The 18,742-nt window shown below is 61.8% G+C and carries 18 protein-coding genes and 1 tRNA gene; 10 read left to right on the plus strand and 9 right to left on the minus strand.

Translation table 11 applies throughout. The features are described 5' to 3' along the window. Positions 1-134: 134 nt before the first annotated feature. Positions 135-455, plus strand: coding sequence for a hypothetical protein (locus VFG26_RS14895; RefSeq protein WP_325026696.1), 321 nt, complete (start codon positions 135-137; stop codon positions 453-455). A gap of 18 nt (positions 456-473) precedes the next feature. On the opposite strand, the gene VFG26_RS14900 is transcribed toward VFG26_RS14895, so the two are convergent. Then, on the minus strand, positions 474-2,282 hold the full coding sequence (locus VFG26_RS14900; RefSeq protein ID WP_325027034.1) for a class I poly(R)-hydroxyalkanoic acid synthase: 1,809 nt from the start codon (positions 2,280-2,282) through the stop codon (positions 474-476). Positions 2,283-2,678: 396 nt separating this feature from the next. Between VFG26_RS14900 and VFG26_RS14905 the strand changes: the two genes are divergently transcribed. From VFG26_RS14905 to VFG26_RS14945, 9 genes are all read left to right on the plus strand, one after another. Continuing rightward, a complete protein-coding gene (locus VFG26_RS14905; protein ID WP_325026698.1) occupies positions 2,679-3,905 on the plus strand; it encodes an LL-diaminopimelate aminotransferase in 1,227 nt (408 codons plus the stop codon). Between the two features lie 8 nt (positions 3,906-3,913). Further along, positions 3,914-5,239 carry a homoserine dehydrogenase gene (locus VFG26_RS14910; RefSeq protein WP_325026700.1) on the plus strand — a complete coding sequence of 442 codons (1,326 nt, stop codon included), beginning with the start codon at positions 3,914-3,916 and terminating at the stop codon, positions 5,237-5,239. 37 nt (positions 5,240-5,276) lie between these two features. Next, positions 5,277-6,278 (plus strand): class II fructose-bisphosphatase, encoded by a 1,002-nt coding sequence (gene glpX, locus VFG26_RS14915; RefSeq protein ID WP_325026702.1) that lies wholly within the window; start codon positions 5,277-5,279, stop codon positions 6,276-6,278. A gap of 141 nt (positions 6,279-6,419) precedes the next feature. Further along, a complete protein-coding gene (gene recJ / locus VFG26_RS14920; protein WP_325026704.1) occupies positions 6,420-8,267 on the plus strand; it encodes a single-stranded-DNA-specific exonuclease RecJ in 1,848 nt (615 codons plus the stop codon). A gap of 108 nt (positions 8,268-8,375) precedes the next feature. Then, positions 8,376-8,450 (plus strand) — tRNA-Glu (locus VFG26_RS14925). Between the two features lie 416 nt (positions 8,451-8,866). Next, the gene (locus VFG26_RS14930) at positions 8,867-9,160 is read left to right on the plus strand and encodes a GYD domain-containing protein (RefSeq protein ID WP_325026706.1); all 294 of its coding nucleotides are present in this window, start codon (positions 8,867-8,869) and stop codon (positions 9,158-9,160) included. 133 nt (positions 9,161-9,293) lie between these two features. Continuing rightward, entirely contained in the window at positions 9,294-9,692 is a 399-nt protein-coding gene (locus VFG26_RS14935) for a MarR family winged helix-turn-helix transcriptional regulator (protein WP_325026708.1), read from the plus strand. Positions 9,693-9,747: 55 nt separating this feature from the next. Further along, the gene (locus VFG26_RS14940; RefSeq protein WP_325026710.1) at positions 9,748-11,055 is read left to right on the plus strand and encodes an MFS transporter; all 1,308 of its coding nucleotides are present in this window, start codon (positions 9,748-9,750) and stop codon (positions 11,053-11,055) included. A 284-nt stretch (positions 11,056-11,339) separates the two neighbouring features. After that, a complete protein-coding gene (locus VFG26_RS14945) occupies positions 11,340-11,723 on the plus strand; it encodes a hypothetical protein (protein WP_325026711.1) in 384 nt (127 codons plus the stop codon). 15 nt (positions 11,724-11,738) lie between these two features. Here VFG26_RS14945 and VFG26_RS14950 read toward each other — a convergent pair whose 3' ends face one another. The 8 genes from VFG26_RS14950 to VFG26_RS14985 are packed head-to-tail and all read right to left on the minus strand — an operon-like array spanning position 11,739 to position 18,721. Continuing rightward, the gene (locus tag VFG26_RS14950) at positions 11,739-12,710 is read right to left on the minus strand and encodes a YncE family protein (protein WP_325026714.1); all 972 of its coding nucleotides are present in this window, start codon (positions 12,708-12,710) and stop codon (positions 11,739-11,741) included. Then, complete coding sequence (locus VFG26_RS14955) at positions 12,707-13,249, minus strand: SRPBCC family protein (RefSeq protein ID WP_325026716.1); 543 nt, start codon at positions 13,247-13,249, stop codon at positions 12,707-12,709. The genes VFG26_RS14950 and VFG26_RS14955 overlap by 4 nt, the downstream gene beginning before the upstream one ends. A 27-nt stretch (positions 13,250-13,276) precedes the next feature. Next, on the minus strand, positions 13,277-14,263 hold the full coding sequence (locus VFG26_RS14960) for a vWA domain-containing protein (RefSeq protein WP_325026718.1): 987 nt from the start codon (positions 14,261-14,263) through the stop codon (positions 13,277-13,279). After that, positions 14,260-14,841: a hypothetical protein gene (locus VFG26_RS14965; RefSeq protein WP_325026720.1), complete on the minus strand. Its 582-nt coding sequence runs from the start codon at positions 14,839-14,841 to the stop codon at positions 14,260-14,262. Before VFG26_RS14965 ends, VFG26_RS14960 begins: the two co-directional genes overlap by 4 nt. Further along, positions 14,831-15,832, minus strand: coding sequence for a vWA domain-containing protein (locus tag VFG26_RS14970; protein ID WP_325026722.1), 1,002 nt, complete (start codon positions 15,830-15,832; stop codon positions 14,831-14,833). The genes VFG26_RS14965 and VFG26_RS14970 overlap by 11 nt, the downstream gene beginning before the upstream one ends. Continuing rightward, entirely contained in the window at positions 15,829-16,806 is a 978-nt protein-coding gene (locus VFG26_RS14975; protein ID WP_325026725.1) for a nonribosomal peptide synthetase MxaA, read from the minus strand. The genes VFG26_RS14970 and VFG26_RS14975 overlap by 4 nt, the downstream gene beginning before the upstream one ends. Next, a complete protein-coding gene (locus tag VFG26_RS14980) occupies positions 16,806-17,663 on the minus strand; it encodes a VWA domain-containing protein (RefSeq protein WP_325026727.1) in 858 nt (285 codons plus the stop codon). Before VFG26_RS14980 ends, VFG26_RS14975 begins: the two co-directional genes overlap by 1 nt. Further along, positions 17,660-18,721, minus strand: a complete 1,062-nt coding sequence (locus VFG26_RS14985; RefSeq protein WP_325026729.1) for a MoxR family ATPase — start codon at positions 18,719-18,721, stop codon at positions 17,660-17,662. Before VFG26_RS14985 ends, VFG26_RS14980 begins: the two co-directional genes overlap by 4 nt. Between the last annotated feature and the right edge of the window lie 21 nt (positions 18,722-18,742).

Here is an 18,742-nt window from a genome sequence, read left to right on the forward strand (position 1 = left end):
TTCTCGCCAACATCTGGCGGCCCGTAAAGTGCGGGAGGGCTTCCGCCCATGACGATCAACGAAGCATCTAGAAAGTGGCAATCTAGCAAGCAGCTGGCTTCTGCCCTGTTTGGAATTACGGCCGGGAAGGGATCATGAACCATCAGCTTGTCCTCCAATTTCAGGGTGACGACGACGACACTCTCGAGAGGGTCATCGCGCTTGAGGATCGCCTGATTGAAGTCCTGGGCAGCTCCACCGCGGCCGAAGTCGATGGTCATGAGCCCGGCGACGGCGTCATCAATCTCATCCTGCTCGCCAAGAACGCCGCCAAGGTCTGGGAAAAGATCGAGCCGGTCGTTGAGGATGCCTCCGACGAACTGGACATCAACGCCGTGGCTTTTCGCAATCTCGATTCCGAAGAGTTCACGGTGCTCTGGCCGGTCGACTACGAGGGCGAGTTCGAACTCGCCTGAAGCCGGCCAGCCGTCCCGCTAGCGGGCTTTCACGTAGGAGCCAGGCGCGTCCTCGATCGCGCCGAGCTTCGCCCCAGGAACGCGGGCAGGAACCCAGCCACCCGACTGCTGCGACAACCAATCGATCCAGTAGGGCCACCATGAGCCCGGATGCTCAGTCGCGGATGCTTCCCACTCCGCGACGCTCGTCATCGCCGTGCCGCCGGTCCAGTACTGATATTTGACCTTCTCCGGCGGATTGACGACGCCCGCGATATGGCCCGATCCGGCGAGCACGAACTCGACCGGCCCTCCGAACATCTGGATCCCGCGGAAGACAGACGGCGCCGGCGCAATGTGATCCTCGCGCGTTGCCACTGAGAAGATCGGCAGCGTCACCTTCTTGAGGTCGAGCTTGATGCCGCCGATCGTCATCTCGCCCTTTGCGAGCCGGTTCTCGTTGTAGAATTCGCGCAGGTAATATTTGTGGTTGGCCGCCGCCATCCGCGTCGAATCCTGGTTCCAGTACAACAGATCGAACGGAAACGGCTTTTTGCCCAGCAGGTAGTTGTTGACGACGTACGGCCAGATGAGGTCGCGCGGCCGCATCATGTTGAACACGTTTGCCATGCGCGAACCGTCGAGAAAACCGCGCTCGGTCATGAGCACCTCGAGGCTCGCCAGCTGCATGTCGTCGGTGAAGAGCAAGAGATCGCCGGCCAGCGAGAAATCGACCTGCGTCGTCAGCAGCGAGCAGCATTGAAACGGCTCTTCGCCGCGCTGGGCGAGATAGGCTAACCCGGTGGCGAGCGCGGTGCCGCCGACGCAATAGCCGAGCGCGTTGATCTTCTCGACGCCGGTTTCCTCCTGCACGGCGCGGACCGCTTCGAGAATGCCTTCGAGCACGTAGTCTTCAAAGGTCTTCTCAGCGAGCCGCTCGTCCGGATTGACCCAAGACACGACGAAGACCGTGAAGCCCTGGTCCACGACGTACTTGATGAGGCTCTTCGACGAGGTGAGATCGAGAATGTAATATTTATTGATCCACGGCGGCACCATGATCAAAGGCCGTGTGCGCACCTTCTCGGTCGTCGGTGTGTACTGAATGAGCTGCAGCAGCTCGTTCTGGAACACGACTTTGCCAGGCGTCGTAGCTAAGTTGCGGCCGAGTTCGAAGGCGTTTGCGTCCGTCTGGCTAATCTTCATGAGATCGCCGGACCGTTCCAGGTCCGCCGCCAACAGATCCGCGCCATCGAGCAGGTTCTGCGCGTTGGTCGCAATCGTCTGCCGCAGTACTTCCGGATTGGTTACGGGAAAGTTCGACGGCGAATAGGCGCTCGTCAGCTGCCGCAGATAGAACTCGGCGCGATGGCGCTCATAGGGCGCAAGATCAGGCGTCGCAGCCAACTGGTCCTCCGCCCACTTGCAGGCGAGCAGATAGGCCTGCTTGCAGAAGTCGAAGAACGGGTTCTTGTCCCAGTCCGGGTCCTTGAACCGGTTGTCGCCGGGGGCGGGTGCGATGAGCGGGGGTATAGGAGCGCCCATCATCCGGATGAACACGTTGTTCCAGAGCGCGGCGAATTGCCTGACGAACTCGGCCTGGGCCTCCGAAAGCTTGACCGGGTCGGATAGCCATTTCCTCACCAGCGCCGAAACCGTCTCCGTCGCCGCGGAAAACTCGCTCGCCGGCGTGTAGGGCCCGAGCTTTGCGTCTGGACGCTCGGCAAGCTGAGCAAAAGCGGCGCTACCCCGTTCGAAGGCTTTGAGCAGGTTCGAGGCAAACGCCTCCGGGTCCGAAATGTAGTAGGCAGAAAAGAACGGCGGCAACTCGTGGCTGTCTTGCGGCATGGCGACTTTAGAAGCTTTCTGTTCTTCCCGTTGACGCACGGCTGGGGCCCGTTGTGCCGAGTGGTCCCTGACTCTGCCGTCAAGGCAAAGGTTGAATCAAGGGCGAATCGGACCAGCCGGAACGACCACTAGGTAAGCGCACGTGGCGTCATCATGACCGCGTCATGTTTACTCCCGCGCTGCAAAAAGCGGACGGCAAAAGGGGACCATTTCCGGGTATTGCGCGTTGCGGCGCCCTGCAGACTGGACGCGGCGTACAGGGCGAGCGTAAAGAGGCAACGCCGGGCCTGACAGCCACCAGTGCCCGGTCCGCGTTTGCCTCCAAAGCAGCACTTTGGAGGCATGCGGAGCCGGTACGAACGGCCGTTTTGCTGCGGCGCCGAGGGGTAAAGATCTTTGAACGAAGAGTTCCACCGCATTAAGCGCCTGCCTCCCTACGTCTTTGCGGAAGTGAACCGCCTGAAGGCGGCGGCGCGCGCCCGCGGTGCCGACATCATTGATCTTGGTATGGGCAACCCGGATATGCCCACGCCCAAGCATATCGTCGACAAGCTTGTCGAAACGATCAGCAAGCCGCGCACGCATCGCTATTCGGCATCCAAGGGCATCCCTGGATTGCGTAAGGCCCAGGCCGCCTATTACGACCGCCGGTTCGGCGTGAAGCTCGACCCCGAAACCGAGATCGTGGCGACGCTGGGCTCGAAGGAAGGTTTTGCAAATATCGCGCAGGCGATTGCAGCGCCCGGCGACGTGGTGCTGGTGCCGAACCCGACCTATCCGATCCACACCTTCGGCTTCCTGATTGCCGGCGCGTCTGTGCGCCATCTGCCGGCGAGCAACGGCGATGATTTCCTTCGCGCCATCGAGCATGCGGTGAAGCATACGATCCCCAAGCCCTTGGCGGTCGTGATGTCGTTCCCGTCCAATCCGACGGCCATGGTGGTCGGCCTCGACTTCTACAAAGAGGCGGTCGCGCTCGCCAAGAAGCTCGACATCATCATCCTGTCCGACATCGCCTATGCCGAGCTCTATTACGACAATGAGCCCCCGCCCTCGATCTTTCAGGTGCCGGGCGCAAAAGACATCGCCGTCGAATTCACCTCGCTGTCGAAGACCTACAACATGCCCGGGTGGCGCATGGGCTTCGCGGTCGGCAACGAACGCCTGATCGGCGCGCTGGCGCGTGTGAAATCGTATCTCGACTACGGCGCGTTCACGCCGATCCAGGTCGCAGCGGCTGCCGCGCTCAACGGACCGCAGGAGTGCGTCGAGGAAATTCGCGCGATGTACAAGAACCGTCGCGACGTCCTTGTCGAAAGCTTCGGCAAGGCGGGCTTCCCCGTTCCGCCGCCGCCTGCAACCATGTTTGCCTGGGCGCCGGTACCGGAGCGTTATCGCGACATGGGCTCGGTTGAGTTCTCGAAAATGCTCATCGAAAAGGCCGATGTCGCCGTTTCACCCGGTGTCGGCTTCGGCGAATATGGCGAAGGCTTCATCCGCATCGCGCTCGTCGAGAACGAGCAGCGCATTCGCCAGGCTGCGCGGTCGATCAAGAAGCTCTTCTCGGAATCCGCCGAGCCCTCGCAAAACGTTTCCAATCCTAGAAAATCCGCTAGCCGATAATCATCACAATGGAACCTCTCACACTTGGTATAGCCGGACTGGGCACGGTTGGCGGTGGCCTGCTGGGACTGCTTCAGGCCAATGGTCCGCATCTCGCCAACATCATCGGCCGCGAAATTCGCATCACCGGGATCTCCGCGCGTAACCACGCCAAGGGACGCGGCATCGCCGTTGACGGCGTTCAATGGTTTCACGATCCCGTCGCACTCGCACGCGATCCGTCGAACCAGGTCTTCGTCGAGCTGATCGGCGGCGAAGACGGCGTGGCGAAAGATGCAGTCGAAGCCGCACTCAATGCCAAAAAACACGTCGTGACGGCGAATAAGGCGCTCCTTGCCAAGCACGGCATCGAGCTTGCGCGGCTCGCGGAGAAGAACGGGGTTGCCTTGAACTTCGAGGCGGCCGTCGCCGGCGGTATTCCCGTCATCAAGACGCTGCGCGAAGCGCTCGGCGCCAACCGCGTCAAGCGCGTCTACGGCATCTTGAATGGCACCTGCAACTATATCCTGACGCAGATGCAGAGCGAGAAGCGCACGTTCGACGATGTGCTGAAGGAAGCGCAAGCGCTGGGCTATGCCGAAGCCGATCCGACGTTCGACATCGGCGGCTTCGATGCCGCGCACAAGCTCGCGCTGTTGACGAGCCTTGCCTTCGGAACGCGCGTCGCCTTCGAGCAAATCCATGTCGAAGGCATTCAGTCGATCACGCAAGCCGATATCGAGGCAGCCGATAGCCTCGGCTATCGCATCAAGCTGCTCGGCGTTGCGATGGAGACCGAAAGCGGCATCGAGGCGCGTGTCTCGCCCGTCCTGATCAACAAGGACTCGGCAATCGCAGAAGTCTCCGGCGTGACCAACGCCGTCGCGATCGACGGCGATTTCTCCGGCAACATCCTGCTCGTGGGCCCAGGCGCCGGCGCCAAGCCGACGGCATCAGCGGTCGCCGGCGATATCCTCGACATCGCGCGCGGTCTCGTCGTGCCGCCGTTCGTAACGCCTGTTGCGCAGCTGAAGGCGCATCGCCGCGCCAAGCTCGATCAGCATTACGGCTCGTACTACGTCAGGCTCGCGCTCTACGATAAGCCCGGCGCCATGGCGCACGTCGCCAAGAGCATGGGCGACCAGGACATTTCGCTGGAAAGCATCGTGCAGCATCGTCCGCAGACGTTGCACGCGCCATCCGCGGGCGCACGCGCGCCGAAGAATGCCGATCAGCCGGTCATCATCATCACGCATGAAACGACCGAAGAAGCGATGCGCCGGGCGCTCGAAACCATCGAGAAGGATGGCAACGTCACGGAACGCCCGCAGATGATCCGCATCGAAGAGCTTTGATTTTCCCCTTAGGCCCCCGCTTTGGAAGGACACCATCATGAGCAGAGCTGAGCAATCGAACGGTACGCACGGGCCGGGTCTCGATCGGATTTTAGTGCTCGAGCTCGCGCGCGTCACCGAAGCCGCAGCAATCGCCGCGGCGCACCTGCGTGGGCGCGGCAACGAGAAAGCAGCCGACAAGGCTGCCGTCGATGCCATGCGCCGTGAGCTTGGCCGCGTCGAAATCAGAGGCACGGTCGTCATCGGCGAAGGCGAGATGGACGAAGCGCCGATGCTCTACATCGGCGAGAAGGTCGGCACCGGTGATGGTCCCGAAGTCGATATCGCGGTCGATCCGCTTGAAGGTACGACCATCTGCGCAAAGTCGATGCCGAACGCGCTTGCTGTGTTGGCAATCGCAGAGAAGGGCGGTCTGCTCCACGCGCCCGACATGTACATGAACAAGATCGCCGTTGGCCCGGGATATCCAGAAGGCGTCGTCGATCTCGATGCATCGCCCGCTGAGAACTTGAACGCGCTCGCCAAGGCGAAGGGCGTGCCGATCAACGAGATCATGGCTTGCATCCTCGATCGCCCCCGCCACGCCGAATTGATCCGCGCCGTCCGCGAAGCCGGTGCCGGTGTGTCTCTCATTCCTGACGGTGACATCGCCGGAGTAATCTGGACCACGGACCCGAAGGAAACGGGCATCGATATCTACATGGGCTCTGGCGGTGCACCGGAAGGCGTGCTGGCAGCCGCAGCACTGCGCTGCATCGGCGGCCAGATCCAGGGCCGTCTCATCCCGATGAAGGACGAAGAGCGCGAGCGCGCCGAGAAGATGGGCATTTCCGACATCAATCGAAAGTTCAAGCTCGAAGACATGGCGTCCGCCGACGTCGTCTTCTCCGCGACCGGCGTGACCGACGGCTCGCTCCTGAAGGGCGTCCGCATCAGCGGCGACTACGCCGAGACCGAAACGGTCGTGATGCGCGCCAAGACGGGCACCGTCCGCCGCATCAAGTCGAGGGTCCGCAACGTCGGAACGCGCTTCGTCTAAGCCGGGCAGGTGGCCCTGCGCTCGTATTGCAGTGGATACAACGCGAGCGCGGCCGCCGGATAGACCGAATCGACCTACAAGCTGATTCAAAATTCAAATGCGCACGGCGGTCTCGGACAGTGGGGCCGCCGTGCGCACACAATGAATCGGAGTAGTCGATTGCGCACCAATCTCGCGACCATTGAGCTGGATGTCGGCGCGGAGCGTGCCTTTCTCGGCGTCGAGAAAAGCGCTCGCGGGTACGCTTGGCGCGAGCGCCTGCCCCCGCACTTGAGGCCGCTCGGCACGGCCATCAGTCAGCGCCACGGATTGCCCGACCTGATGGGCCGTGTGCTCGCGGCTCGAGGCGTCCAACTCGATGATGTTCCGACCTTCCTCGATCCGACACTCAAAGCCCTGATGCCGGACCCAAGTTCGCTGCGCGATATGGAGAAGGCAGCAGCGCGCCTCTCCGATGCGATACAGGCGAAACAGAACGTCGCGATCTTCGGCGACTACGACGTCGATGGCGCGTGCTCATCCGCGCTCATGAAGCGCTTCCTCGAACATCATGACACGCCCGCGCGCATCTACATCCCGGATCGCATTTTCGAAGGCTACGGCCCGAACGCCGCCGCCATCGAAACGCTCGTCAACGAGGGCGCCCGGCTCATCGTCACCGTTGACTGCGGAACGACAAGCCACGAGCCGCTCGCAGTCGCGCGCAGGCTCGGCGCCGATGTCGTCATTATTGACCACCATCAGGCCGACGAGCGGTTGCCCGAGGTCCAGGCCGTCGTCAATCCGAACCGCCAGGACGACATCTCGGGGCAGGGGATGCTGTGCGCGGCTGGCGTCGTGTTCCTCGTGCTCGTCGCGACAGCCCGCGAACTGCGCCGGCGCGGATATTATGCGGCCACGCGCGAACCGGATCTGCTGGCTCTGCTCGATCTCGTGGCGCTGGCGACGGTCGCCGACGTCGTGCCGCTCGTCGGTCTCAACCGCGCTTACGTGAAAAAGGGCCTCACCGTCATGCGCGCGCGGGAGAACGTGGGTCTCACCGCATTGGCCGACGCAGCCGGCCTCACGGTGCCGCCGACGCCCTATCATCTGGGTTACATCTTGGGGCCGCGCATCAACGCTGGCGGCCGCATTGGCAACGCGGCGCTCGGCGCGACGCTGCTCTCGACATCCGATCCCGTCGAAGCCCAACGCATCGCCGAGCTGCTCAACCGCCTCAACAAGGAACGCAAGGACATCGAAACGCTGGTGCTGGAGGAAGCGCTCGCGCTCGCCGATCGCCAGGTCAGCGACGATCCCACGCGCGCGCTTCTCATCGTTGCCTCGGAGACGTGGCACAAGGGTGTCGTCGGTCTCGTGGCAAGCCGCCTTGTCGAACGGTTCCGTCGGCCCGCCTGCGTCATCGCATGGGAAGAAACGGCCTTCGGTACCGGCTCGCTACGGTCTGTTCCCGGCGTTGATCTTGGCGCTGCCATTCGCGCAGCGGTCACCGCAGGCCTGCTGGCGAAGGGCGGCGGACACGCCATGGCCGCGGGCCTCACCGTCGCCAGAGACGGCCTCGCGGCTCTCGAGCAGTTCATGCTCACGCACCTTGGGCAAGCAGCTCAAGGCGTAGGCGACACGGCCCATCTCGATATCGACGCCACGATCGTCGCCTCCGGCGCGACGCGCGAGCTGATGGACCTGATCGAACGCGTGAGCCCCTTTGGTCAGGGCAACTCGGAAGCCCGTTTCGCGTTGCCGGCGCACCGGGTCAAGTTCGGCAAGCTGATCGGTGAATCGCACATTCGCGTCATTCTCGAAGGCGGTGACGGCTGTCGCCTGGACGGTGTCGCATTTCGGGCCGCCGGGCAGCCGCTGGGCGATCTTTTGATGTCGGCGAGCGGGATGCCTCTCCATGTCGCCGGCCATTTGCGGCTCGACACATGGGGTGGCCGCGAGCGCATCGAACTGCAAATCGAGGACGCCGCCGACCCTCGTGCCCAGTAAAATTGGCCTGCGGCGTCAGGTGCCTATCCTGTCGCAGGAAATCATCGCGCACTCGGCTTGCCAAACGCGGTGAAAGCCGATTATAGGGAACCCTTGTCGCCGACGGCCGCTCCCTTCGTCTATCGGTTAGGACGTCAGATTTTCATTCTGAAAAGAGGGGTTCGATTCCCCTAGGGAGCGCCAGCGCGCGACGTGATTTCTCAAATCACTTTCGCGATCGTGCCTGCGATATATCGCGGAGCATTGCAGGAGCATTGCATTCGTGCGCTTCGGTGGATGACCAGCTGCTGGCGCCGCGCTCACCGGAACATTGCACATTCCAAATAGCGTCCCGCTACCGAACCATAGGGTCGCGTTAGGCTCATGCGGGTTTCGTGAGCGGCACAAGCCTTCCGAATTTCGTAACGCAGCCCGCCAGTCCGCGTAGATGAAAACGCGAACGTGATTGGCGCTCCTGTTCGCAGCTACCCAGATGCACCGTGTCGATGTGATCGCGGCACAGCCGGCGCTCGCGTGCCGATCATGGCGCCTTTCGCCGCCCCATAGCTTCGTTGGTACGCTGCCGGTCCGCCGCGACGCAGGATGCAAAGGAGATTCCAATGGCAACGTACATCGCATTTGGGAACTTCACGGATCATGGCATTCGCTACGCAAAGGATTCTCCCAAAAGGAAGGAAGAATTCAAGGAAATGGCGAAGAAGCTGGGAGTGACGGTCAAGGATGTGTACTGGACTCTCGGGCATTTCGACATCGTCCTGATCATGGAGGCACCGGATGATGCCGTGGCTGCCGAACTCGGCCTGAACCTTGGCAGGCTGGGGAATGTCCGCACTGAAACAATGCGGGCATTTGGACCTGGCGAAGTCACCAAGCTACTCGAAAAAATGACCTGACTTTGCAGCGGGCTGGGTTCGTGAAAGATGCGGCTCGGTCTGCTGAAGAATTCGCAAGAGCCAAAGCAATGATGGCGTTCTGCCGTCACGCACGCCTTGCACTCGCACGCTAATACGGGTATATACCCGCATTATGGACACCAAGTGCTACTGCATCTCGCTTCGTAAAGCTGAGCGAAAACTGACATCGGTATACGACGACGCCTTAAAGCCCGTCGGGGTCAACGTTGCGCAATTCAGCCTCCTCCGGACGATTGAAAGGGAAGGGCCGGTCTCGCTGAGTAAGATCGGCCGGCTGGTGGAGCTGGATCGTTCGACGGTCGGCCGAAATATCAAAGTCCTCGAGCGCATGGGTGTTGCGAAGACGATTCATGGCGATGATCAGCGCGAGGCGGTTGTCGAGCTTACAGTTCGCGGAAGACATATTCTTAACGAGGGGGCACCGCTGTGGACCCAAGCGCAGAGATTAGTGGAGAAGAAGCTGGGCGCTGCTGGCGCCAAGCAGCTGAGGACGCTCCTTCAGACACTCTAAAGACGCCCCAATCGTAACTACGATTACCCCCAGAATTGAACGGTCAGGAGTCGCGATGCTCTCCACCCGCCTAGCTGCATGGCTGGACTCGCGGAACATCCACTACGGGTGGGTCGTCGCCGCGACGACGTTTCTGACTATGCTGGCGACCGCTGGAGCGATGGGATCGCCCGGCGTGATGCTGGAGCCGCTTCAACGCGACTTCGGCTGGCAGAACGCCGATATTTCATTCGCGCTCGCCATTCGCCTGGTGCTGTACGGTTTGATGGGCCCGTTTGCCGCCGCGCTGATGAACCGTTTCGGTGTGCGGAACGTGGTCTGCACGGCGCTGTCGCTGATCGCTGCGGGGCTGCTCGGATCCTTGGCGATGGTGTCGGTATGGCAACTCGTCGTCTTCTGGGGCATTCTGGTTGGCCTCGGCACAGGTATGACGGCGATCGTTCTCGGCGCGACAGTTGCGACCCGCTGGTTCTCGCGGCGCCGCGGATTGGTTGTCGGCATGATGACCGCGAGCACCGCGACGGGTCAGCTCGTCTTCTTGCCGCTCCTGGCCCATCTCACTCAGGGCATGGGTTGGCGCGCAGCTCTCCTTTTCGTTGTTGCGATTGTGCTTCTGGCGCTCCTCGCCGTCTTGCTCTTGATGCGCGACTATCCCTCAGACGTCCGCTTGGCTCCGTTCGGCGAAAAGAAAGTCACCGAGCCACCTGTTCGTGGCGGCCGACTTTCGTCGGTCTTGTCATCGCCGGTTATCGCGCTGCGCGAAGCATCGCGATCATCGATGTTTTGGGTGCTGTTTCTGACCTTCTTCGTGTGCGGCCTCAGCACCAACGGGCTGATCCAAACGCATTGGATCTCGCTGTGCGGGGATTTCGGCATCGCCCCAGTCGGCGCGGCCGGCATGCTCGCCATGATCGGCGTCTTGGACTTCATCGGCACGATCTTCGCGGGCTGGCTATCAGACCGGTATGACAACAGCTGGCTGCTGTTCTGGTTCTACGGACTGCGCGGGCTGTCGCTGCTGTTCCTGCCATTCAGTGAGTTCACGCTGGTTGGCTTGACGATCTTCGGCCTTTTCTACGGCCTTGATTGGGTGGCGACGGTGCCGCCGACCGTCAAGCTAACGGTCGAACGCTTCGGAACTGAGCGCGCCACCTTGATCTTCGGCTGGATTTTCGCAGGCCACCAGCTGGGTGCCGCAACGGCAGCATTCGGCGCGGGAGCGACGCGGACGATCTTCGGCACCTACCTGCCCGCGCTCTATGTCGCCGGAGCCATGTGCATCGTTGCGGCGCTGCTCGTCATATCCGTGCGACCGAGGGCAAAGCGCGAGCCGGGCTTCGGATGGCCTAAGGCCAGCACCTAGCAAAGACTGCATCCGGGGCTCGCTGATGATCGGCGAACCACATTCCCATTTCGGTGCGGAATTCTTCCCAAGCCACGCGGCCTAACCGCGTGATCGCGCGCCTGTCCGTCAGTGCGCGCGTTTTCCCATGATCATTTCGGGTTTCGAACGGCCGTGTGGCTGCAACGCAATTGAGGTTTGCCGAGTTTTCCTTCAGGCTAGGGAAAAATGAGAAGTCAGAACCGGGAGGCATGTTCGGGGTTCGGTTTTCGCGCAGTCATAAATCAATGCTTTGGAGATACCCGATGCAGTGGACGAACGTTCGGCGCACGTCATGCCTCCTCGCAGTAACGATATCATGCGCCTTCGGGGCGGCACGTGCGGACGATCCCGTTCGGGTCTCCGGATATTTTTGCGGTGCAAAGAAGGACCAGATCTCCTTTCTTCAGCATGCAGCTGCAGGCGAAACCGGAGAGATTGCCGCGAACATCGTCAATAAGGCTGCAGGCAAGCAGACCTGCGCATTCTTCCTTCCGGCCAAGGCGATCGCCGGTAACGATCAGACCGTTATCAGCGACGGGATCGTCTACAAGGTCCAGAGCTTTGTGTTCCTGCCCGAGAAGGTCGAGCGCTGGACTGGAACGTACTTCGGGTCATTGCAACCGGCGAAATCCGTCCAAGAGCTCTGACAAGAGCTGACTTGATCAGGGCTTCACTGGGCTGGCGAGAACCATCCGCGGCCCTTCTGGACATTTGATGCGCTTGATCTCGGTCCGGGTCTTGAGATCCAGCACGGAGACGCTTCCTGAAAACCAGTTGGCAACGTAGGCCTTGTCGCCGTTCTTGAGGACAGCAACGCCCTCAGGGTAGCGGCCGACTTTGATTTCGGCGCGGGAGGCGTGGGTCTTCGCGTCGATGACCGAGATGCTGCCGCTCTGCTGGTTCGAGACGAGGAACTCGGCATCGCCCGGGGTGACGGCAACGCCGTACGGCATCGCGCGCGTTTCGGCAGACGATAAAACTTCGAGCTTGGCGGTGTCGACGACCGACAACGTCGCCGACTGCGCGTTGGCGACGGCGAGCTGCTTCTCGTCGGAGCTCAAGGCCAACGCAAACGGCGCACGCCCGACGGGTATCTCTTTCGTCAGCTCAAGACGTTCAGCATCGATCGCAGCAACGCTGTCTGCCTCGCGATCGGCGACATAGAGGCGGGTTCCATCTCGCGTCAGGACGACATGAGCTGGCGATCGTCCAACCGCGATCGTTTTGACCACATCACCCGATGTTGGCTCGAGGACGGAGACGCGGTTCGCGCTCCAATCGCCGACGAACAAGCGGCCGTCCGCACGCGCAGCGACGCCGAACGGCTGGCCGCCGATCTTGAGCATGCGCGTAAGCTTCAGAGTTCTGAGATCGATAACGGCAATCTCGCCGCTGTCGGGAAGCGTGGCGAAAGCTTCACCCGAAGCGGCGTTGATTGTGAATGCCGCAGGCTTCCCTGGAAGCTTGATCTGTCCGGCGATGTCGTCGAGCTTCGTGTCGATGACGGAAAGGACGCCGTCGTCTTGGCTGAGGACGTAGACCTTCTCTTGGCCATCATCTCGCGCAACTGCCGTACCCGCAGGTACGGCAGCAGAGAGCGCAAGCAGCGTTATGAGGCCAGCGAGGGCTCTCATTTCTTGCCTTCGGCTTTTGCCTTGATGCCTTCAAGGCCGGCCTTGATGAAATCTTCCGTCGCCTTCACGGCTGCGGCATCGCTCTTGTCTTCCGGCGGCTCGTTCGTCGTGTCCGCGCGGTAGAACCGCGAGCTCCACACGACCTCGCTGCCGTCACCCGCCGCTACAACCTGGATGCTGTCGGAATAGAAGCTCGCCGGGAAAGCCTCGTGGTTTTCCGTCGACAGCCGGTAGCTGTAGGACATGTCCTTATCTTGATAATCGTCGAGGCCCTCGACGAGATCGCCACCGCCGCTCTTGAGCGTCAGCGTGCGCGATGCGCCGCTCTCATTGCCGCCCTCGCTCTTCACGCTCGCAACAAAGGGATGCCAGTCGCCGATGCTTCCGAAATCCTTGATGAGTTTCCAGACGGCGGCCGGAGGAGCCGAAATCGCAATTTTCTCTTCGACCTTCTGTGGCGTGGGCCCATGGGCCAAGGCAACCTGCGCTCCCATCGACATGAGTGCGAGCGCAAGAAGAGAACGAAACTTAATCGGCATTCAGGAAGGCTCCTTCTAGTGTAAAAGTTAAAGAGTGCTGGAGACGCGAGGGCCGCGCCTCATCGGTGCGCGCTCGAAGAGCTGCAGCGCGTAGAGCGCCAAAAGCGATAGAAGCGCCAGCAGTGCGGGCATCCAGGACATGTCCGTACGGGTTGGGACGACGCGCGGCTCTGATGCCGCCAAAAGCTGCGATGCGATCGAACCCGTGTTTTGCAACTCGGCGTAAGAAAGACCGGTGCGCGACGCCAGATCTTTCAAATGCGCCGTCTTCACTGAAGACAGCTGCTCTTCTCCGGTCGCCGGCATAGCACCCCACGGAGCGTTTCGTGGATTGTAGCCTTCGCGGGCCTCAGCATCCTTCGGCGGGGCGCCGATGCGGTTCTCCTGCGGCACGTCGCTTTGGTTGTAAACGCCGATCTGGCGGCCATCGTCGTCGTACTTGGGGATCGGCGTCTTTTCGCTGCCACCGACACCGGCAATCAGCCCTTTCACCGCGCCGGGTTTGCCTTCGAACTCGGGAACGCCCGTGAACGGAAGCGGCGGCGCCTCATGACCGTCCGTGAAGAACATCAAATCGGATTTCAAACTCGCCGCGATATCGATCGCAGAATAAAGGCCTTTCGCGACATAGCTGTCGCCCTGCCATGCCATGCGCCAGTCGAGCCCCGAGATGGCGCCTTCCAGAGCGTCATAGTTGCTGCAGACTTCGACGGGATTGAGCAGCAGGAACGAACGACGCTCGGTAAAGACGCCAAGCCCGAGGCGCGACTGACAAGGAATGTCCTGCATCATGCCGACGAGCGACTGCCGTACCGCTTCCAGGCGGTCGAGCGAACCGCGCCGAGCGCCCATGTCGCGCGTGTTCATGCTGCCGGTGATATCGACGATGGCCACAACGTCGGCGATACGCTGATTGCGAACGATATGGATCCCGACGATCGCCACGACGGTTGCGGCCAGCGACGCCAGCAGCAACAGCAATCGCCGGTCGAAGATGACGCCCATGCGAGTCATGGCAGGCCCCGGGGGATGCCAGGCAGGTCGGTCCAGAGCTTCTTGGCCGCTTCGGGAGACGTCGTTTCCTCGGTTTCCGCCTGCGGGAGATCTCGAACGATGCGCATCGCGACGTCGAGATTGTACCGCGTATCCCAGCTTTGCGGCTCGAGCTTCAGCGCCATACGGTATTCCGACTTCGCCAGGTTGATCATGGCGGTTGCGCTGTCGATCTGGCCTTTGCGGACGGCCTCGGCCGCCATGCGCGTTCTGGCGTTGGCGATGTTATAGAGCGCCGACGCGCGAGCGGATGGCGGCAGCGTCGTGCCCGCGAGGCTGAGCATCGCTTGCGCATCCTCGATGTGATCCCGCCGCACGGACTCGGTGATGCGCGCCAAGATTTCCTGCGGGTGCGCGCGCTTGACGTCGATCGGAACATCCTTCCGGTCGACGAGCTGGCGGATGTTGCTGTTTGCGCCGCGCGCGCTGATGAGATCGTAGGCCGCATAACCGAAGCAAGCGATGCTCGCAGTGGCCAAGAGCCAGATGGCCGGGCCGAGCCGCCAATGGCGCCGGGTCGAGATTGAACTACGCTGCATGCATCACCCCCGCACGCTTGATCGTACGCTCGCAAAGCTTGCCCGCGAGCAGGAGACCGAGAGCGAGCGCTGCTACGGCATAAGCCCATCGGGACAAGTCGTACTGCGGGATGCGCTCCGTATAGACGAGTGGGGTCTGCTCGAGCTTGCCGATGTCGGCGATGGCACCTTTGATGGCCTCCGCACTTTCAGCTTCATAGGCGCGATAGGGGATGCGGAGGCTCTGAAAGAACTTGTTGAGGTGCCGCTCCGGCAGAGCTTGCGGCGTATCCTCAGTGCCGGGAGGCGGCTCCGCGAACATGCTGTTGGCGCCTTCCGTCCTGAGATAGAGGAAGTAGAGATTGACGGGCCTGCGCGCGAATTCCGCTCGCAGCGCTTCCTGCACTCTGCGCCCGATAACCGCGACGCCGTCTGAAACAAGGATGATGGCTCGCGAGCCCTGCAGCACGTCTTCCTGGATCATGCTGAGTCCCATGCCGAGGCCCCGGCCCACGTCGGTGAAGGCGAGGCCCGGCCGGTCGATGGCGTCGATCGCCTCCAGCACGATGTCTTTATGATCGGTGATCGGCACGACGTGCATCGGCGCCGTGGAAAAAGCCGCAACGCCGAACCTGTCGTGCTCGCGCTCGACAATGAAATCCTTGATCAGTCTCTTGGCAGCAGACGACTTGGATTCTTCCTCGCCGCTCGGCTGCCGGCCAGCGAACGTGTCGTTCATGCTTGCTGAGCGATCGATCAGCAGCACGATGTGAGCGCCTTGCCCAAACCGCTCAACGGACCGCTCGCGCACGCCGATGCCGGCAATGCCGAGGATCAATCCCAAAATCGCAGCCATGCCGGCAAGGCGCAGCGCCCAGGCGAGTGCGAGCGATAGTCCATCAGGTTCGAAGCCGGCGAGCGAAGGATAGGCTTCCTGCCGCTGAGTACCGAGCACCAGCGGCAGAAGCGCAAGCGGCAGAAGAAGGAGCGCGATGGGATTGGTGAAGATCATGCCGCTGCCCGCTCCTGGCGCGCAAGGTCTGATGCGAGCCGGGTGAGTTCGCTCAATGGGAAGCGGTCTTCCGCAAGGCGCCGGTCGTCCGAGAAGAAGTAGAGCTGCGAGCTTTCGAAGAACGAGGCAAGCTTGGGCAGTAGACCTGCAAAGCGCTCATGCGTGGCGATGAATTCGGGAACGTCCGCCGCAAACACGCGCCGCCCGGCGGATTGGTCGAACGCGCGATGCAGAATGAGAAGCAACTCGCCATAGGACGCTTGACCCTGCGCCACGAGCTGCCGTCTCCGGATCTGCCGCTCCGCCTGCGTGAACGGCCGCTGTGCGCGCCGCGCGAATGGCCACACCGCGTAATGCCAAAGCAACAGGAGGCCCGAAAGCGCGAGCGCCGCTCCCGAAGCAGCGAGCAGTCGCACCTTCGGCGCCATGCTGATCTCTCTCGCCTGCGCGTCCGGCCGCATGATGTCGGATATCTCGTTCGATTTTTCCGACATCAGATCGCTCACGACAATTTCGCGAAGGGGAGAAATCACCACTCCAAGCGCCGGCACGGAAGCGGTGTAGCGGCCAGCCTCCGTATCGGTGGGCTCGCTGGGCAAGTCTGCATCCGCAACGGAGCCGTTCGGATTTCTGAATCTCAGCGGAATGGCCGGGATGTCGAGCTTCTTGGCTTCGAGCGCCGAATAGAAAATTTGATACTTGAGCGTGATGTCGTAGATGCGCTGCCCGTTGGCCTTGCGCTCCTTGTGCTCAATCGCGACGAGATCCAGCCAGTAGGTCAAAGGACCGGGCCGGGGCAGCGCCGCCGTGAAAAGCTCGGTATCGCCACTCGTGATGACTTCCACCTGGCGCTCCAGTGTGTCGCCGAGGAAGTAGCCGAACGTCCGCGGCTCGTAGATGTTCACGGCATCGATAGCCGCTGAACTTGGCCCCGCGCTCACAAGGAGTAGGGCGATAGCGAGCCAGCCGCGCATCAGGCCGCTCCGTGTAGCAGAAAGGACGTGAGCCGCATCCAGTCGATGTTATCGCTGATGGTGAATGTCTCGCGAGAGGACGTCTCGAGCGCGAGTGCAACGCGCTCGCGCTGCGACTTTCGCTGCTCGCGCCAGCGGGCCTTCAGCTTCGGCCTCATGGCGACAAGCCGATGGCGCCCGCTTTCGAGATCACGAAGATTGAGGAGACCCCAATCCGGAAGGCCGTCGAGTTCGAGGCTGTCGCGGAGTTCGATGGGGACGACGTCATGGAAGGCGAGGGCCTCCGCCGCCTCGCGGGCGGCTTCCTCCGGCCACAAGAAATCGGAAATGAGGAAGACGAGCTTTTTCGAACCGGCGATCGCCGCACCTGCTTCACCGATCCCGTCCGTGCCAGGGCGTTCGGGCGTGAAGTTCCGCAGACGCTCGATGGCTTCCGCGTGCGCGCCGCGGGATAACGTCTTGCGCAGAAGCAGGTCCTGCCGAACCTCTCGATCGAATGGATAAAGCGAGAAGGTGTCACCTGTGCGCTGCGTACAAATCGCCAGCGCCTCCGCCAGATCCGCCGCGAGGCCGATCTTATCGCATCGGCCTTCGAACGCCATTGATGCGGAGACGTCGACAAGCACGGCCAGATCGATGGCGCTCGGTTGCTCTGCGCGCCGTACAAGCAACCTTTCGAACGGATCGCTGAGTGACGCACGAACGGCGATGCGCCGCGGATCGGGAAACGCGGCCAGTGGAACGATGTCGCGCGTGAGGCCGCCGCTTCCCGTCAAGTGGCTCCGGTGCGCGCCCATGCGGACGCCGCTGGTGCGCCATGGGATTCTGTAGGCGAGATCTCGCGCCTCATCGTTCATGGGGCGGGAACCTTGGCGAAGACGTCGGCAATGAGCGACCGCACGATGTCATCGCGCCTCAACTCGTAGACGGGCGAAAGAAAGATCCGGTGCGCCATGCACGGGTGGAAAATATCGCGAATGTCCTCAGGGACGACCATGTCGCGTCCTGAGAGCCACGCGCTGACGCGGGCAGCACGGATGAGATAGCTCATGCCGCGCGGGCTGGCGCCACCTGCGATCAGCCGCGTGACATCCACGTTTGCAATCTGAACGCCGGCCGACGCAGGCTCGCGGATGGCGGACCAAAGATCGAGAGCGTAGCGCTCGAGCGCCGGGCTGACGACAATCGTGTTCTGGATGGCTCTTGCGAGCGCATTGAGCCGGCGATAATCGACGACGCCTTCGGCAAGCGAGGCAATGAGCGCGTCGACGTCGTGGAAGCGCGTCGCGAAGAGAAGTTCGCGCCGGGAATTCTCATCTTGCGGCGTCGCAATCGCAACTTCCATCAGGAAGCGGTCGCGCGCGGCTGCAGGCAATTCAAATGTTTCTTCACGCTCGATGCGGTTTCGGTCCGCAAAGACGAGCAGGTGAGGGAACACATGCTCCTTGTTGAAGGCCGTGATGCTGCGCTCGGCCATCAATCGCAATAAGAGCGAATGCACCTGCGGGCGCGCGCGATTGATCTCATTGAAGAAGAAGACGGATAGATCGCGCCCATGGCGCAGCGCCGGGCCGGGCTCGACGCGCGGCTTACCCTCTTCATTGAGAAACGTGTAATAGATCATATCCGAAGGCATCAAATCGATCGTGCCTTCGATGCGCTCGTAAGCTCCGCCGAGTGCGCGCGCCACGGCTCTGAGTAGGGTCGTCTTGCCGACACCCACGTCGCCTTCCAGCAGAACGTGGCCGCGTGCGAAAACCGCGATCGTCAACAGCCTGATGGCGCGGTCTTGCCCGACCACCGCCTTTGCGACTTCCTTCTCGAAATCCAGAGCAGAGTTGCGCCAGGTTTGCAGATCCAAAGGCGGCTCGCTCGTGTCGTCCAAATGCCGCCGGTCAAGTGTTGGGCTCTTCATTATTCTTGTTCCCAAACGTGA

The organism is Hyphomicrobium sp. (assembly GCF_035687085.1).
Taxonomy (GTDB): Bacteria; Pseudomonadota; Alphaproteobacteria; order Rhizobiales; family Hyphomicrobiaceae; genus Hyphomicrobium_B.